The sequence below is a fragment of the Actinokineospora cianjurensis genome (genome assembly GCF_003663795.1).
Classification (GTDB): Bacteria; Actinomycetota; Actinomycetes; order Mycobacteriales; family Pseudonocardiaceae; genus Actinokineospora; species Actinokineospora terrae.
Genome location: NZ_RCDD01000005.1, coordinates 198,650 through 214,164, shown reverse-complemented (window position 1 = coordinate 214,164; position 15,515 = coordinate 198,650). Strand labels below are relative to the sequence as shown.

At 70.5% G+C, this 15,515-nt stretch carries 16 protein-coding genes; 9 read left to right on the top strand and 7 right to left on the bottom strand.

The genetic code is table 11. The features are described from left to right. Positions 1–29 precede the first annotated feature (29 nt). From CLV68_RS26310 to CLV68_RS26300, 3 genes are all read left to right on the top strand, one after another. Positions 30–1,280, top strand: coding sequence for a hypothetical protein (locus CLV68_RS26310; RefSeq protein ID WP_121393580.1), 1,251 nt, complete (start codon positions 30–32; stop codon positions 1,278–1,280). A gap of 245 nt (positions 1,281–1,525) precedes the next feature. Further along, positions 1,526–2,326 carry a transporter substrate-binding domain-containing protein gene (locus CLV68_RS26305; RefSeq protein ID WP_170224591.1) on the top strand — a complete coding sequence of 267 codons (801 nt, stop codon included), beginning with the start codon at positions 1,526–1,528 and terminating at the stop codon, positions 2,324–2,326. Positions 2,327–2,345: 19 nt separating this feature from the next. Then, a complete protein-coding gene (locus CLV68_RS26300) occupies positions 2,346–3,089 on the top strand; it encodes a GNAT family N-acetyltransferase (RefSeq protein ID WP_211346770.1) in 744 nt (247 codons plus the stop codon). A gap of 192 nt (positions 3,090–3,281) precedes the next feature. Here the strand turns inward: CLV68_RS26300 and CLV68_RS26295 are convergent, their stop codons facing one another. Further along, on the bottom strand, positions 3,282–4,262 hold the full coding sequence (locus tag CLV68_RS26295) for an AraC family transcriptional regulator (RefSeq protein ID WP_121393578.1): 981 nt from the start codon (positions 4,260–4,262) through the stop codon (positions 3,282–3,284). Positions 4,263–4,402: 140 nt separating this feature from the next. Between CLV68_RS26295 and CLV68_RS26290 the strand changes: the two genes are divergently transcribed. Both CLV68_RS26290 and CLV68_RS26285 read left to right on the top strand, forming a co-directional pair. Continuing rightward, positions 4,403–5,206, top strand: a complete 804-nt coding sequence (locus CLV68_RS26290; protein WP_121393577.1) for an NmrA family NAD(P)-binding protein — start codon at positions 4,403–4,405, stop codon at positions 5,204–5,206. After that, on the top strand, positions 5,203–5,586 hold the full coding sequence (locus CLV68_RS26285; protein ID WP_170224590.1) for a DUF4345 family protein: 384 nt from the start codon (positions 5,203–5,205) through the stop codon (positions 5,584–5,586). Before CLV68_RS26290 ends, CLV68_RS26285 begins: the two co-directional genes overlap by 4 nt. A gap of 77 nt (positions 5,587–5,663) precedes the next feature. On the opposite strand, the gene CLV68_RS26280 is transcribed toward CLV68_RS26285, so the two are convergent. After that, entirely contained in the window at positions 5,664–7,295 is a 1,632-nt protein-coding gene (locus tag CLV68_RS26280; RefSeq protein WP_121393575.1) for a methyl-accepting chemotaxis protein, read from the bottom strand. Between the two features lie 288 nt (positions 7,296–7,583). On the opposite strand from CLV68_RS26280, the gene CLV68_RS26275 reads away from it, so the two are divergent. After that, entirely contained in the window at positions 7,584–9,011 is a 1,428-nt protein-coding gene (locus CLV68_RS26275; protein ID WP_121393574.1) for a M20/M25/M40 family metallo-hydrolase, read from the top strand. Here the strand turns inward: CLV68_RS26275 and CLV68_RS26270 are convergent. From CLV68_RS26270 to CLV68_RS26260, 3 genes are all read right to left on the bottom strand, one after another. Next, positions 9,004–10,182: an MFS transporter gene (locus tag CLV68_RS26270; protein ID WP_121393573.1), complete on the bottom strand. Its 1,179-nt coding sequence runs from the start codon at positions 10,180–10,182 to the stop codon at positions 9,004–9,006. The two genes, CLV68_RS26275 and CLV68_RS26270, sit on opposite strands and share 8 nt — an antisense overlap. Before the next feature lie 156 nt (positions 10,183–10,338). After that, complete coding sequence (locus CLV68_RS26265; protein WP_121393739.1) at positions 10,339–10,602, bottom strand: hypothetical protein; 264 nt, start codon at positions 10,600–10,602, stop codon at positions 10,339–10,341. A 138-nt stretch (positions 10,603–10,740) separates the two neighbouring features. Next, positions 10,741–11,526, bottom strand: a complete 786-nt coding sequence (locus tag CLV68_RS26260; protein WP_121393572.1) for an META domain-containing protein — start codon at positions 11,524–11,526, stop codon at positions 10,741–10,743. A gap of 119 nt (positions 11,527–11,645) precedes the next feature. Between CLV68_RS26260 and CLV68_RS26255 the strand changes: the two genes are divergently transcribed. Both CLV68_RS26255 and CLV68_RS26250 read left to right on the top strand, forming a co-directional pair. Further along, positions 11,646–12,281, top strand: a complete 636-nt coding sequence (locus CLV68_RS26255) for a DinB family protein (RefSeq protein WP_121393571.1) — start codon at positions 11,646–11,648, stop codon at positions 12,279–12,281. 105 nt (positions 12,282–12,386) lie between these two features. Beyond that, positions 12,387–13,385 carry an Acg family FMN-binding oxidoreductase gene (locus CLV68_RS26250; RefSeq protein ID WP_246010118.1) on the top strand — a complete coding sequence of 333 codons (999 nt, stop codon included), beginning with the start codon at positions 12,387–12,389 and terminating at the stop codon, positions 13,383–13,385. 61 nt (positions 13,386–13,446) lie between these two features. Here the strand turns inward: CLV68_RS26250 and CLV68_RS26245 are convergent, their stop codons facing one another. After that, positions 13,447–14,310 carry a universal stress protein gene (locus CLV68_RS26245; RefSeq protein ID WP_121393738.1) on the bottom strand — a complete coding sequence of 288 codons (864 nt, stop codon included), beginning with the start codon at positions 14,308–14,310 and terminating at the stop codon, positions 13,447–13,449. A gap of 185 nt (positions 14,311–14,495) precedes the next feature. Here CLV68_RS26245 and CLV68_RS26240 point away from each other — a divergent pair, with 185 nt between their 5' ends. Next, positions 14,496–15,161 (top strand): M15 family metallopeptidase, encoded by a 666-nt coding sequence (locus CLV68_RS26240; protein WP_121393569.1) that lies wholly within the window; start codon positions 14,496–14,498, stop codon positions 15,159–15,161. Between the two features lie 7 nt (positions 15,162–15,168). Here CLV68_RS26240 and CLV68_RS26235 read toward each other — a convergent pair whose 3' ends face one another. Beyond that, on the bottom strand, positions 15,169–15,465 hold the full coding sequence (locus tag CLV68_RS26235; protein WP_211346769.1) for a DUF6191 domain-containing protein: 297 nt from the start codon (positions 15,463–15,465) through the stop codon (positions 15,169–15,171). Between the last annotated feature and the right edge of the window lie 50 nt (positions 15,466–15,515).

Genomic DNA, 15,515 nt, shown 5'->3' with positions numbered 1-15,515 from the left:
GCCTTGATCGACTGCCGGTGGGGAGCCGCGTGCCAGTCCTGACGAGCTGGACCGGGCGTTTCGAACGACGCCTGATCGCCGTGGCCGCCATCGTCGTGGGCGCGACCGTGCTCACGGCCGTGGCGGTGGCGCTGGGCCTCATGGGCCAGTCCGCAGTGCGCGACCGGACGGGCTTGCTCGACGACGCGGTCGGCCGCCGAATCGCCCTCACCGGCGCCGCGTCGGACGTCTACCGGGCCTTGGCGGACGCGGACGCGACCTCGCTCAACGCCGTGGTGGTCGGGCCGGACGGTGTCATGGCCGAGCGGGAACGCTTCCGCAAGGACTTGTTCGACGCGACGGACGCGTTGCGGGTGGCCACATCCCTGGCGCCAGAGGGCGCGTCGGACGACCTTGTGCGCGACCTGACGGACTTGTTGCCCGAGTACTCCCGGCTGGTCGAGACGGGATGGGTCAATGCCGCGACTGACCAACCAGTCGGCACTACCTACCTGGCGCAGGCTTCTTACCTCGCGCGTGTGACCTTGCTGCCTTTGGCTGGTCGGTTGCACGGGAGGGAGATGGCGGCGTTGTACGACGCGCAGTCGTCCGCGGGTGAGCCGCCGTGGGATGTGTTCGCGGTTGGCGCTGTCTTGCTCGGCTTGCTCGTTGCCGCGCAGCGCTACCTGGCTCGCACTACGCGACAGAGGGTCAATGGCGGATTGGCGTTGTCGACCGCGTTGGTGCTCACCGCACTGGTCACGTTAGGCGTCGCTGTTGGCCTTGCCGCTGGGCATGCCGAGGACAGCGTCAACGAGTTCGAGGGCGTGGTCGGCCCGCTGACCGAGGCACGCAACCTCGGCAGGTCCGCCGACGGCGACGAGGTGCGGATCCTCGTGTTCCCCAAGGTCGGCGACATCGCGAACCTCCGCGACGGGCTGATCAAGATCGAGGACCGGATCGCCTCGGCCAAGGCGGGTGGCGGCGACGGCGAACGCCTGGACAACGCGGCCACCGCGGTGCGGGCGTGGCGGGCCTCGGTGGTCCACCTGCTTGAGCCGAGGAACCCGCCGTCTACCTACCAGGACCGGGCCACGCTCATCCTCCGCACCGAGCACCCCCAGCGGCTCGACGAGGTGCTCACCGAGGCCATCACCTGGCACACCACCCGGGCCACCACCAACACGGCCGCGGCCGCACGAGCGCTGGCAGGGGTCGACACCGTGTTCCTGGTGTGCGTGTTCGGCGCGGTGCTGTCGCTGGGCTGGGGCATGTGGCCGCCGATCCGGGAGCAGTACTGATGCGGGGTTTCCTGGTGGTTCTTGTCGCCGTGCTGACGCTGAGCGGCTGCGGTGCCGTCGTGCCGACACCTCGGCCGCCTCGCGAGAGGCCGGTAGTCCTACCTGAGGGCTATATCGATCCCGCCACGACATTTCCTCCGGCGCCCGATTGCCCTACCCCTGATCTCAGCCTGAATCCGGCTTGGCTGGCCGCAGGGTCGAAACTCGCGCTGAACCGGATCCGCCACGGGAATGAGCGACTTGTGGTGGGTGTCAGCCAGACCGCGAGCCTGTTCAGCAGCCGCAGCCTCGGCACCGGCGAACTCAGCGGTTTCGAGGTCGACATCGCGCGTCGGATAGCAAGCGAGTTGTTCGGTGAACCGATCCGGTCCGATGATCCCCGCCTGCGCTTGGTGGACATGCCCACCGGCGGCAGGCTGTACTCCCTCAACACAACCCAGAACGACGCCGCTCGTGAACATCGACCCGAACTCGACGAGATCCCGACCGTCGACCTGGTCATCTCCAACGTCAAGATCTCCTGCACACGCGCTTCCTCTTATGGGCTGCTGTTCTCGGCGCCCTACCTGAGCACCAACGCGGGCCTGCTGGTGCGCAGGGGTGACCAGGGAGCGCTGTCCCCCGGCGGCCTCGGTGGGCGCAAGGTCTGCTCCGGCACGGGGACCACCGACAGCAGTGAGATGATCGAGATCCGCGACCAGCAGAGCGGCGCGGGCAAGCCCCCCGTCATCCCGGTGTCCGTCGCCGATACCAGCGACTGCCTGATGCTGCTGCAACGCGGCGTGGTCGACGCGATCTACAGCGACATCCTCGTCCTGGAGGGATTCCGGCTCCAGGACCCCACCACGGTCCTACTCCCCTACCGCTCCCCCGGAACCAGCGAGACGGGCATCGCGATGAGCGACAGAGACTCCGACCTTGTCCGGTTCGTGAACGGTGTCCTGGACGAGATGCGCGCGGACGGCAGCCTCGCCGCGGCGTACGACAGGTGGTTCGCCACCGTCCCCGACCGGCTACCGATCCCGGTCGCCAGGTACTCGGACTAGCGGCCTGCATGATGGACGTGTGCCCCCAACGCCGCTGACCGCCGTCGCCGAACTGCCCGCCGACCCGTTGCTGCTGTGGAGCGCCCAGGGGATGCGGGCCGGGGTGCGGGCGTGGCGGGATGGGGACGCGGTGGTGGTGGCCTGCCCGGACCTGTTCCGGCGGCACCGGTTGGCGGTGCGCGGGGAGGGCGGCCGGGTGCTGGGGTTGGTGCGGCACGCGCTCGGGGTGGTGGGGCCCGAGTTCCGGCCGCTGGGGGACGCGGAGGTGGTCACGGCGGTGGTGGCCGAGTTCCCCGAGTACGCCCTGCTCGACCGGTTCTGGTGGATGGACACCAGCGGCCCCACCGGGATCCGCGGCGGCGCGCGCTGGCTGGACGACCGGGCGGTGCCGGAGGTGCGGGCGTTGATCGACACCGAGTACCCCGGCTCCTACGCCCGCCCCGGCGGCACCGGCATCCGCCGCTGGGCCGGGGTCCGCGACGACCACGGCACCCTCGTCGCGGCCGCCGCCGACGCCTGGTCCGCCCCCGAGGTCGGCTTCCTCGCGGGCGTCGTCACCGCCCCCACCGCCCGCGGCCAGGGCCACGCCACCGCCGTCTGCGCACTGGTCATCGACACCCTGGTCACCACAACCGGCCACGCCGCCCTCATGGTCGACTCCTGGAACGACCCCGCCATCACCCTCTACACCAAACTCGGCCTCACCCCCCGCCCCATCGCCGCGGCCGCCCACCGGTCCTATGTGGACAACCCACTGCACTGACCCCCATCACCGCGTCCCCCGAGAGCGCAGCACCACCACCCCACACGCCAACCCCAACACGACCTCCGTCACCAACGCCCCCTTACGGTGACGCTTCCCTGCTCAGCCCTGTCCGCACCTGTGGATCGCGTCGGGCACGCGCTCGCGGGGCTGAAGCGGACTCGCGAGACTGGCCGGGCTGTGTCGAGGGTCTTACAGACACGCTGCCTGGGGTACTGGCAGGGCCTGGCGGGCGTGGTGGCGGGCGGCGCCGGGGGCGGTGCCGAACTCGCGTTTGAAGGCCCGGCAGAAGGCGGCTTCCGAGGCGTAGCCGAAGCGGCGGGCGACGGCGTGCAGGGGTTCGTCCGACTCGCCCAGGTGCAGGCGGGCCAGGCCGAGGCGCCAGGAGGCCAGGTAGCGCATCACCGGTTCGCCGACGAGTTCGGTGAACCGGGCCGAGAACGCCGAGCGCGACATCCCGACCGACGTCGCGAGGGAACCCACCGTCCACGCCTGCTCGGGGGCCCGGTGCACGGCCAGCAGCGCGCGCCCGATGTGCTCGTCGCGCAGGGCCGCCAGCCAGCCGCGCCTGGCCTCTGAGGCGGTGTCGAGCCAGGCCCGGATGGACTGGATCACCAGGACGTCGGCGAGCCTGGTCAGCACCGTCTCGCCGCCGGGTCGGGGCGCGGCGGCCTCGCGGGTGATCAGGTTGAGCGTGCTGTGCACCCAGTCGTCGTCGAGGGAGCGCAGGTGCAGCACCGGCGGCATCTGGGCGCGCAGCCGGTGCGCGGCGACGTGGTCGAAGCACATGACCGCGTAGGTGACCTGGCTCGGCTCACCCCCGCCGCCGTGGGTCATCGTCTCGAAGCGGTCGCTGACCTTGGTCACGGCCAGGTCGAACAGCGGCTCCACCCCGGCGTCCGGCGCGCTGCGCAGCCGGTGCGCCGACCCGTGCGGCAGCAGCGTCAGGCTGCCCCGCGGCAAGCGCACCTGCTCGCCGCCCTCGACCTGCAGCCACGCCTCACCCGCGGTCACGACCTGCAGGATCATGTACTCATTGAGCTCCGGCACGTCCACGCCCCACGGCGCGGTCAGTTCCGCGCGGCAGTAGAGCGTGCCGGTCAGCCGCAGCAGGTGCAGCGCCTCGCCGAGCAGGTCGGTGTTGCCGGGGATGGCGCGGGTGGGGCTCTGCATGGGTCCAGGATGCCGGGCGCCTGTGCCGGACGTCCAGCTTTCGTGGACGATCGGCACAGAACGTCGGACTTGAAGTCATTGAACGTCCAGCCGGCCGCCCAGAGACTGGACGTACCTTCAAGTGCGAGGAGCACCCCGGAATGTCCACTCTCGTCATCGGTTCCACCGGCAAGACCGGCCTGCGCGTCCTGCGCGGCCTGCGAGACCGCGGCGTCACCGCCACCGGGGTCGCCCGCGGCACCACCCCCCGGTTCGACTGGGCCGAGCCCGACACCTGGCGGCCCGCGCTCGTGGGCGCCCGGACCGTCTACCTCACCTACGCCCCCGACCTCGCCGCCAAGAGCGCCCCCGCCGCGATCGAGCGGTTCGTCGAGCTCGCGACGGCCGAGGGCGTCGAGCGGCTGGTGCTGCTGTCCGGGCGCGGCGAGCACAACGCGGGGGTGTGCGAGGAGATCGTCCGTGCGTCCACACTGGACACGACGATCGTGCGGGCCAGTTGGTTCGCGCAGAACTTCAGCGAGGGCGCCCTGGCCCCCTCGGTGCTCGAAGGCGTGTTCGCGCTCCCCGCGGGGGACGTTCCCGAGCCGCTGATCGACATCGACGACATCGCCGACGTCGTGGTCGCCGCGCTCACCGAGGACGGGCACGCGGGCAAGGTCTACGAGGTCACCGGCCCCCGGCTGCTGACCTTCACCGAGGTCGCCGCGCAGATCAGCGCCGCGTCCGGCCAGCAGGTCCAGTACCTGCCGGTGACCCTGGAGCAGTTCCACGCCGCCGTGGTCGATGCGGCAGGCCCGGAGTACGCCGAGATCATCACCGCCCTGTGCGCGGAGGTCTTCGACGGCCGCAACGCCTCGGTCACCCACGGCGTCCGCGAGGCCCTCGGCCGTGAACCCCGCGACTTCACCCAGTTTTGCGCGGCCGCGTTCGGCGACCGCCCGTGATAGCCCGGATCACCCTGACCGTCGCGGGCCTCGCCGCGCTGGTGGTCGGTGCCGCGCAACTGCTCGCGCCAGTGGGGTTCCACGAACTCAGCGGCCTGCCCGCCGTCACCGACCCCGGCTCCCTCAGCGAGGCCCGGGCGGTCGGCGCCGGGATCGTGGCGGCGGGCGCGGGGATCCTCGCCGGTGCGCTCCGGCCCGCGTTGACCAGGGTCTCGGCCATGGTGGGTGCGGGGTTCTATTTGGCGTTTGGTGTGGGGCGTGTGGTTGGTGTCGCGGTGGATGGGGTGCCGCCGGGTGGGTTGGTGGGGGCGTTGGTGACGGAGGTCGTGTTGGGGTTGGCGTGTGGGGTGGTGGTGCTGCGCTCTCGGGGGACGCGGTGATGTCGGGCCGGGAAAAGCCAAGTGGCCGGACCCCCGGGTGGGGGTCCGGCCGCTCAGGCTGGGAGGGCGCGCCCAGTTCAGAGGTGGAAGCGGCTGACCTGGCTCTGCAGTTCGGCCGACAGGCGGGACAGGTCGTCGAGGACCTCGGTGGTCTTGGTGACGGTCCCGGTGGTGTTGCCCGCGCTCTCCGCGACGCCACCGATGTTGGCGGCGATCTCGGAGACACCGGCGGACGCCTCGCCGACGTTGCGGTTCATCTCCGTGGTGGTCGCGGTCTGCTCCTCCACCGCCGAGGCGATGGTCAGCTGGAAGTCGTTGATCCGACCGATGATCTCGGAGATCTCGTCGATGGCGTTGACCGCGTTGGCGGTGTCGGCCTGGATCATCTCGACCCGGCGCGAGATGTCCTCGGTCGCCTTTGCGGTCTCCTGAGCCAGGTCCTTGACCTCGTTGGCGACCACGGCGAAGCCCTTACCGGCGTCGCCTGCGCGGGCCGCCTCGATGGTGGCGTTGAGGGCCAGCAGGTTGGTCTGCTCCGCGATCGAGGTGATGACCTTGACGACGTTGCCGATCTCCATCGACGACTCGCCCAGCTTCGCGACCGTGCTGTTGGTGGCGGCGGCCACCGACACAGCCTGACCGGCGACACCAGCGGCCTCGTTGGCCGACTGCGCGATCTCCCTGATGGACGCCGACATCTCGTCCGCACCGGTGGCGACCGTCTGCACGTTGAGGGCGACCTGGTCCGCGGCGGCGGTGACGACACCGGCCTGGGCGGAGGTCTCCTCGGCGGAGGCGGTCACCTGGCTCGACATCTCGGCCATCTGCTGGGTGGACGCCTTCAGCGAGCCGACACCGCGGGAGATGGTGCCGACGATGGCGCGGGTGCCGTCGGTGGCCTTGTTGAGCGCGGCGGCCATCCGGCCGACCTCGTCCTTGGAGCTGACCTCGACGCGCTGGGTGAGGTCACCGTCGGCGACGGCCTCGAGGGCGGCGGACAGGCCGCGCATCGGCTTGGTGATCGAGCGGGTGATCAGCACGCCGACGCCGAAGGAGATGACCAGGCCGACGCTGAGCAGCACGACGGCCAGGGTGATGCTGCGGTCGCGCTCGGCGCTGACCGACTCGATCTCGGTCAGGGTGCGCTTGCGCTCGGACTCCAGCATGCGGGCGGAGACCTCGTTGAACTTGACCAGCAGCGGCAGCGCGTCGGTGTTGAAGGCGTCGACGCCGGTCTTGGCGTCACCGCTCATCGCGGCGGGCATGACCTTCTCGCCGAGGACCTTGCCGAACGCGGCGCTCGCGGCGTTCCACTCGTCGATGAGGCCCTGGTCGAAGGTGCCGCGCGCCTGGTAGCTCTTGTAGGCCGCGAACGACACGTCGATCTTGGCGTTGGCCTCGGCGAGGATCTTCTGCGCCTCGGCCGGGTTCCCGACGGCGGTGGCCAGCAGCATGTAGAGGGTGCCGCCGGAGCCCGCCGCGTTCAGCGTGTTGAGGTCGTTGAGCGCGGCGACGTTGTTGTCGATGCGCTTGGTCGCGTCCGCGGCGGAGTTCAGCGCGAACACGCCGACCAGGCCGACGGCGATGGTGACCAACGTGGAGAACACGACCACGGAGAGGATCTTGGCGCTGAGCGAGCGGTTGGCGAACACCCCGCGCAGGCCGCCTCGGCCCGCGACGGCGGGTTCTGCGGTGGTGGTCTGGGTCATGGTCCTAGGCGCCCTTCGTCGAGTCCTGCCGCGGGCGCCGTCGGACGGGCGCGACGACCGCGCCGACCCTGGCCAACCCGCGTTGGGTCCAGCTTCAACGCCACAACTCATCGACGCCCCCGGTGGTCAACTGACCAAATCAGGCCACTCGTTCGAGTGAGAGGCCGGTCGCGCCCGGCGGGTCGCCTGATCAGGTCACAGCGGTTTCGGGTATCCGCCGCGCGTGCTGTGGTGAGGGGTGCGGGTCGCCAGGGCCCGCCGACGCCACCTCGGCGAGAGGAGCCCCCCATGCGCCACGAGTCCCCGATGACGATGGTGCTGCCCGAGCAGCAGGTCAGGGACCGGGTGCACCGGCTGGTGCCCGAGCTGTGGCACGCGCTGGGCGACCTGGTGCGGCACCGCTCGGTGGCGACCACCCCCGACCCGCCGCTGGCGGTCACCGCAGAGGCGATCGCGGAGATGTTCCGCGCGGCGGGCCTGAGCACGGCCACCGTGGAGACGATCACGCACGGCACGCGGAAGTCGGCGCCCATGGTGTTGGCCGACGAGGTCGCGCACGCCGGTGTCACCACTGTGCTGCTGTACGCGCACTACGACGTGCAGCCTGCCGATGAGTCCAAGTGGACGACCAAGCCGTTCGAGCCAACGGAGCGGATGGACGAGAACCACGACATGCGCCTCTATGGACGGGGTGCCGCTGACAACAAGTCCGGCGTGATGATGCACCTAGGCGCGATCAAGGCCCTCTATGGCGACCGGGGTGCGCTGCCGCTCAACATCAAGCTCGTCATCGAGGGCGAGGAGGAGAGCGGCACCAGCGTGCTGGAGTCCTACCTCGCCGATAACCCTGACGACCCGCGGTTCAAGGCGGACCTGGTGATCGTCGCCGACGCCGGGAACATCGAGCGCGGGGCGCCGACGTTGACCGAGACCCTGCGCGGCATCGTCGCCGCGGACGTGACGGTCGAGACGATGGCCGGGAAGGTCCACAGCGGCACGTACGGCGGCCCGGTGCCGGACGCGTTCATGGCGCTGGTGCAGATCCTCGCCACGCTGCAGGACCGCAAGACCGGTGACGTGGCGATCGAGGGCCTCACCCAGTACGAGCACGCCTGGCCGACGGTGCCCGAGGCCGACTACCGGCGCGACGCCGGGGTGCTGCCCATGACGAGCCTGATCGGCAGCGGGACCATCGCCAAGCTGCTCTACGGCAAGCCGTCGGTGACGGTGACCGGGTTGAACGGGTTGCCGCTGGTCAGCGGGGCGGCGAACGTGCTGTGCGCGAAGGCGAGGGCCAGGGTGAGCCTGCGGCTGGCGCCCAACCAGGACCCGGACGAGGCGTACGCGGCGATGGCGGCGCACATCATGGCGGCGGCGCCGTGGGGCCTGAAGCCGGTGGTGAAGCAGATCGCGTCCGGCGCCGGGTTCATCGCCTCGGCCGGGGAGCACCAGCAGCAGATCGAGCGGGCGCTGATGGAGGCGTACCACGCCTCGTCGGTGGCCAGGGCCGGGCAGGGCGGGTCGATCCCGCTGGTCAACGCGCTGCGGGCGGCGAACCCGGAGGCGGACGTGGTGCTGTGGGGCTGCGAGGAGCCGAGCAGCCACGCGCACGGCGCCGACGAGAGCGTCAGCCAGTCCGAACTGGAGCACATGACGCTGGCCGAGGCGCTGCTGCTGCGGTCGGTGATGAGCCCGATCCCGATCCAGGCTAGCTGAGCAGCGCGGCGAACATCGGCCCGAAAGCGCCGCCGAGCTGGAAGAACAGCGAGTAGAGGCCCACCGCGACCGGGCGGTGGGCCTCGCTCAGCCGCTCGGTACCGGTGATCATCAGGACCGCCTGCGCGGACACCATGGCCAGCACGGCGACGCCGAGGCCGAGCACGGGCAGCAGCGGGTCGGCACCGACCAGGAGCCCCAGCACCTGCGCGGCGGCGGCCAGCACGACCATGCCCACGACGACGCGGTGCCGCCCGAAGCGGTCCGAGTTGGCCGCGAAGACCAACGACAGGAACGACCCGGCGAGCAGGAGCACCAGCTGGGCGAGTCCGATGTGGCCGGAGTCCCAGCCCGCCGCGCGCAGCACCGCGGGGACGCGGTAGAGCAGGAAGAAGTAGCCGGTGGCCAGCACGAGGATGAGTCCACATGCCAGCAGATAGGGCCTAGAGCGCACCAAGGCGATGGGGACGAAACCCTCCGGGCGGGCCCGGACCCACAGCACAAGGGGCACGACAGCTGCGACGGCGACCACGGCCGCGGCGGAGAACCTCGTGCTTAGCACTAGAGCCAACACGAGAGCGATGAACAACCCTGCCCCGGTCACGTCGAACCTCGTGGCCCCCGGCGCAGCGTCCGGCAACCTCGACGCCAGCGCCGGGACCGTCAGCAACGTGACCGCGCCCAGCCCCAACGCCACGTGCCACGACGTCGCCGAGGTCACCACCAGCCCGACGATCGGCCCGAGCGCGCCCCCGACCCCCGCCCCGGCCGTCACCAACCCCGCGCGCCCGGCCGTCCCAGCCGCGTTGATGGCGACGACCATCATCCCGCTGCCCCCGAACGCCTGCACCGCCCGCCCCGCCACCACCACCCCGAACGACGGCGCGGCCACCAGCAAGATCGTCCCCACCAGCACGAAAGCCGCGCTGACCAGCAGCGCCACCCGCGCCCCCCGCCCCCGGATCAGGTGCCCCGCCAACGGCGTCCCCACCGCCAGCCCCAACCCGAACGCCGTCACCACCCAAGCCGTCGTCGCGCCCGAGGTCCCCAGGTCCTCCCCCATGACCCCCAACACCAACCCCGGCGAGTTGTTCGCCATGGCCACCGGCGCCGCCAACAACGGCAACCACACCGCCCCCACCGGCCGCGCCCGCACCACCGTGGCCGTCATCGGTCTCCATTCCCAGCGCCCGCACCCCTCGGTGCCAACACCGGGAATCGACCACCAACTCCCGCCGACCCACCCCCAACGCCTGTGACCTCACCCACCGTCCACTTAGCCCTGACGGGCCACCGGGCCTGCGCGACCCGGTGGCCCACACCGAGGTCAGACCAGGTCGTCCTTCGCGGCCAGGATGGTGGCCCGCGGGATGACGACCAACCGCTCGTCGGACCCGACGCTGACGCCGTCGGGCAACCGCGCCGTGTAGTGCTCGGTCAGGTCCCGGCCGATGACCACCACGTCACCGTTGTCCAACTCCCAGACATCCGGGCAGGACGGGTTGTTGTCCGACAGCCCGAGCTCCGCCGCCGACTTGCCCAACCGCCTGCCGAACCCCGCCTCGCGATCCGCTTCCCACCGCTGTGCCATCGCGCCCACTCCTGTCACCCGATGATCAGTTCCACCTCGACCGTACGGCGCCAGCAGTGCCGCGGGAACCGGCCGGACGACGGCAAACGCGCACCGGACACGAGTCGTCTGGTGCGCGTTTGCCGAGCGGGTCTTGGCCTAGCTGGAAGCGCGCAGGACCAGGCCCTTGTCGCCGTTGGTGAGGGTGAGGGATTGGGCTTCGATGGTGTAGGTGGTGGCTTGGCCGAGGGCGGCGATGATGGCGTTCTCGACCTCGGAGGAGCCGTCGGCGCAGGCCATCTTGGTCAGGAGTGGGGGGTCGAACCTGAGGGTCTTGCCCTGGACCGTGTAGTTGGCGGTGCCCGAGTTGCAGCCGGTCTCGATGGCGACCGTGGTGGCGGTGAAGGTGAGCGACGCCGTCGAGGTGTTGGGGGTGGAGGTGGCGGTCTCCGCGGCCAGGAGGGACTCGACGGTCCACTTGGGGCCTGCGAGGTCGGCCTTCTTGGGTACTGCCAACGCCAGCTCCGTCTCCGCCGACCTGAGGGTCAGCTTGTCGCCGTCGAGGCGCCAGGTGGGCTTGGCCTGCAGGAAGGCGGCCAGCCACTTGTCCTGGTCGTGCAGCGGGGCGTCGCAGGCCATCTCGGTGATGCTCAGCTCGCCCGGTTGCAGTGTGCCACCGGAGAAGGACACCGTTCCCCCGATGGAGTTACAGCCCGCGGTCGCGGTCAGCCGGTTGTCCTCGAAGGAGAGACTCACGGTGGAACCGGGGACCAGCGCGTGCGGGGTGCCCTTGTCCATCGCGGAGTTCGCGGTGAACGTCTTGCCCGCGGGGGTGGGCCCGTCGGCTGGCGGGGGCGCCTGGCCGGCCGGGGTCGTCCCGCCCTGGGCGCATCCCGCGAGGGCGAGCAGGGCGACCAGCGTCGGTGTCAGCAGTCGTGTGCGCATGCCCTCTGGACGGAACGCGGCGCCACCCGGGTTGTCCGGATCGCGCTGATTCACGATCCCAGTTGCCGGCCCGTCAAAATCGGACGACTCCAGCGCGTGACCGTGGTTAGTCTGCGTCGATGCCTAACACACACCCGGGGCCTCTTACGCCCACCGACGTCGATGACGCTGTCCGGTTCGCTATCTCGGTCTTCGGCAAGGTGCCCGTTGAGCAGTGGGACAACCAGGCCGGGTCCTTGGAGTGGACATGCTGGGAGACCGTCGAGCACATCGCCGACTGCCTCTTCTACTACGCGGGTCAACTGGCCACGCGCGTTCCCCCGACCACCGCGGTCGCCTTCGACTGGGCGCCGAGGCGCGAGGGTGGCCCTGCCAACATCATCTTCGCCGAACGAGCCGCGGGCACCGATGGGTTGATGCAGGTCCTAGAGGCGTGCGGGACCATCTTGTCCTCGATCACCACGACCGCGAACCCGACCGCGTTGGCGCACCACACCTACGGCGAGTCGGACGCCGAGGGGTTCGCCGGGATGGGGGTCGTGGAGACGATCGTGCACGGCTCCGACATCGCCGAGGGCCTCGGGCTGGCCTGGGACCCGCCGGACGACCTGTGCGACCGGGTGCTGGCGCGGCTGTTCCGGTACGCGCCGCACGAGGTGGGCGGGTGGCGGGCGCTGCAGTGGTGCACCGGGCGGATCGAGCTGCCGGGACGGCCGAGGCTCACCGCGTGGAAGTGGAACGGAAACCCGCTCTGACCTGCCGATCCACTGAATCGCAGCACCCGTAGGTCCCTCCTGGGTCGGGACCTCCCGCTCTGGGGCGGGTACCCCGCCGTGCCGAAGGCTGGAGTCCTGCCGACGGTGAGGACGGGGCGCGATGACAGCGGGCGGGACGCGATGACGGCGGGGCGGACGGGCTTCCCGGACCGGGACACCGTGCTGACGGCGGTGCGGCTGGCGTGCTGCGCGCCGTCGGTGCACAACACGCAGCCGTGGCGGTGGCGGGTCGGGCGCTCGTCGATCCACCTGTTCGCCGACCCCGAGCGCCGGTTGCCCGCCACCGACCCCGATGGCCGTGACCTGGTCATCAGCTGCGGCGCGGCGTTGCACCACCTGGTCGTGGCGCTGGCCGGGTTCGGGTGGTCCGCGCGGGTTCACCGGCTGCCCAGCCCCGGTACCCCTGAGCACCTGGCGGCGGTCGAGGTAGTGCCGACTGTGCCTGGCCAGGCTGACCTTGTCCTTGCCGCGGCGATCACTCAGCGTCGTAGTGACCGTCGAGCGTATGCGCCCGAGGAAGTCAGTGAGCCCTACCTTGCGCAGTTGGCGGAGGCGGCGGGCAGCGTCAGAGTGAAGGCATTGCGGCCGTCGGATCTTGCGGCTTACGTCGCGGAAGCCAATGCGACACAACTGGCGGATAGCGCCTACCTGAGCGAGTTGGCGCTGTGGACCGGCAGATTCGCCTCTCCTGACGGTGTTCCAGCCGCGAACAGTCCTACCGAGACGCGTTTCGGCGACCTCATCACGCGACGCTTCACCGTCCCCCGGCTGGCTCAGACCTCGCCCAACGGTGGCGCTGGAACGCTTCTGGTGCTGGGAACCCCTTGTGACGACCGGCTGTCCTGGCTCCAGACCGGCGAGGCAACGTCAGCGGTGACTCTTACCGCTACCTCGCTACGACTTGTGTCTTGCCCGGTAAGCCAACCGATCGAGGTACGCCACACTCGCGGCCTCCTTCAACGCCAGATCCTAGGCGGCGAACTGGCCCCCCAGTTGATCCTCCGCGTCGGCCTCCCTATCCCGGGCAGCACTCCTGTCCCCCGAACACCTCGCCGACTCCTATCGGACGTCGTCGACTGGTAGACGCAAGTGTGCCCGGCCAGGTCATCCCGGCCGGGCACACCGCATCACCCACTAAGACCCGTCAGACACGGACAATGGCCACCGGGCTGGCCGAGTGCCGCACCAGCACCTGACTCGTCGACCCGAGCACCAGTCCCGCGAACCCACCGCGCCCCCGCGACCCGACCACGACCAGGTCGGCCTCGGCGGACCGGTCCAGCAGCGCGCGAGCGGGCCGATCCCGGACCACCACCGCCTCGACCTCGACATCGGGGAACTTGGCCCGCCACGGCGCCACCCGCTCAGCGACCAGGGCATCGGCGGCCTCGGCCACCAGCGTCCAGTCAAGAGCAGCGAACCCGACAGCGTCCGCGATCCCACTCCCCCACGCGTGCACTACGACCACCGTCTCGCCCGTGGTGCCCGCGCGCTCGTAGGCAAACCCCAGCGCGGCGTCATCGGTATCCCCACCGTCGATCCCTACCAGGATCCGCCCGTGCGGCCCGTTGTCCTCACCCCGCACGACGACGGTAGGGCAATGCCCGTGCGCCACTAACGCGACCGCGGTCGACCCCAGGAGCAGTCCGGAAAACCCACCGAGCCCCCGCGACCCCAACACCAGAACGGCGGCGTCCTCGCTCGCCACCCGCAAACACCCGACAACGTCCCCCTCCAGCGCACTCACCCGCACCTCGACCCCCGGCGCGATCTCAGCAGCGACCGCAACAGCCTCGTCGAGGTTCGCCACCGCCTGCGCGCGCAACCCGTCACGGAGGTCGTGCTGGACGACGAGCGCCTCGGGATAACCGGTCAGCGGCCACGGATAGACCGAGACCACTCTCAACGCCACCCCACGGCGCGCGGCCTCCCCAGCGGCCCACCGCAACGCGGCAAGAGCGGACTGGGAGCCGTCGACCACGGCCAGCACGGGAAGGGGGGTGCTCATGGTCGGCATCTCCTGTTCACGGTGGACTACGACACCCACGCTATGGACGGGAGCAGCGCAGCACAGCCACCCGAGGTCCCGCGGTGACCGGGACCTTCGGTGCGGGACAAGAGGCCATCGGACCCACTTGTGTCCTCTAAGGACATTGCGCGACCCACTAGACTCGTTGCCGGAGGTGGGAAGCGATGCGCGTTCTGCTGGCAGCACTTCTACTCGTGGGCAGCACTATCAGTGGCACCAGCCAGGCAGCTGCAACTCCCGCAGTTGGCCCTACCGCGGGCCTGCCGTACGTCGCGGTGATCTGGCCGGTGACGGAGAAGCGGCTGGGTAAGAGTTGGCGTCCGGGTTGCCCGGTGGGGCCGGAAGGGTTGCGACTGATCACCCTTACCGTCGTCGGGCTCGATGGGCGGGTGCACCTGGGTGAACTGGTTGTGGCCAAGGAGGTCGCCGGTGAGGTGGCGAAGGTGTTCGGTGAGCTTTACCGCGCCAAGTACCCCATAGAGCGGATGGTGACGGTGGAGAAGTACGACGCCGATGACGACAAGTCGATGGCCGCGAACAACACCTCGGCGTTCAACTGCCGCCCCATCACCGGCGGCACGGAGTGGTCGAATCACTCTTATGGCAGGGCGATCGACATCAACCCCGTCCTCAACCCTTACATCTCCGGCTCCGGGGCCGTCTACCCGCCCAACGGCGCCCCTTACGTCGATCGGACCCGCACCGACCCGGGCCTGATCCACGCAGGTGACGCCACCGTGCGCGCCTTCGAACGGCGCGGCTGGGACTGGGGCGGCTACTGGACGACACCCATCGACTTCCAGCACTTCGAGAAGCCCGCGGCGGGCTGAGGTCGGGTCAGGACTTCGGGGGTAAGACCACCCGGACGCCGAAGCCGTCGAGGTCGACGGTGGTTCGGGGTGGGGCGCCGTCGTCGGAGTCGTCGCGGAGCATGAGTTCGGTTTTGCGGTATTCGACCTCGTCGCGCTTGGCGCCGGAGAAGGCGGCGCCGAGTTCGTCGAAACCGGCGGCGGAGATGGGGGTGCCGGTGCGGGAGCGGCGCCAGGGCAGCCAGCTCCGTTCGTGGGCCCAGAGGCCGAACCGCTCGAGGGCGGCCAGGACGACCAGCAGCACGACGACACCCGGGAGGCTCATCGCCCACAACCAGCCCATGCCGTCCCAACGCCCCGGGGCCCGGGGTGGTT

Coding starts and splice junctions, on each gene's coding strand:
- CLV68_RS26295 (WP_121393578.1), bottom strand. CDS start 4,262: ATGCAGAGCCCCACCCGCGCCATCCCCGGCAACACCGACCTGCTCGGC.
- CLV68_RS26290 (WP_121393577.1), top strand. CDS start 4,403: ATGTCCACTCTCGTCATCGGTTCCACCGGCAAGACCGGCCTGCGCGTC.
- CLV68_RS26280 (WP_121393575.1), bottom strand. CDS start 7,295: ATGACCCAGACCACCACCGCAGAACCCGCCGTCGCGGGCCGAGGCGGC.
- CLV68_RS26275 (WP_121393574.1), top strand. CDS start 7,584: ATGCGCCACGAGTCCCCGATGACGATGGTGCTGCCCGAGCAGCAGGTC.
- CLV68_RS26270 (WP_121393573.1), bottom strand. CDS start 10,182: ATGACGGCCACGGTGGTGCGGGCGCGGCCGGTGGGGGCGGTGTGGTTG.
- CLV68_RS26265 (WP_121393739.1), bottom strand. CDS start 10,602: ATGGCACAGCGGTGGGAAGCGGATCGCGAGGCGGGGTTCGGCAGGCGG.
- CLV68_RS26260 (WP_121393572.1), bottom strand. CDS start 11,526: ATGCGCACACGACTGCTGACACCGACGCTGGTCGCCCTGCTCGCCCTC.
- CLV68_RS26255 (WP_121393571.1), top strand. CDS start 11,646: ATGCCTAACACACACCCGGGGCCTCTTACGCCCACCGACGTCGATGAC.
- CLV68_RS26245 (WP_121393738.1), bottom strand. CDS start 14,310: ATGAGCACCCCCCTTCCCGTGCTGGCCGTGGTCGACGGCTCCCAGTCC.
- CLV68_RS26240 (WP_121393569.1), top strand. CDS start 14,496: ATGCGCGTTCTGCTGGCAGCACTTCTACTCGTGGGCAGCACTATCAGT.
- CLV68_RS26235 (WP_211346769.1), bottom strand. CDS start 15,465: ATGAGCCTCCCGGGTGTCGTCGTGCTGCTGGTCGTCCTGGCCGCCCTC.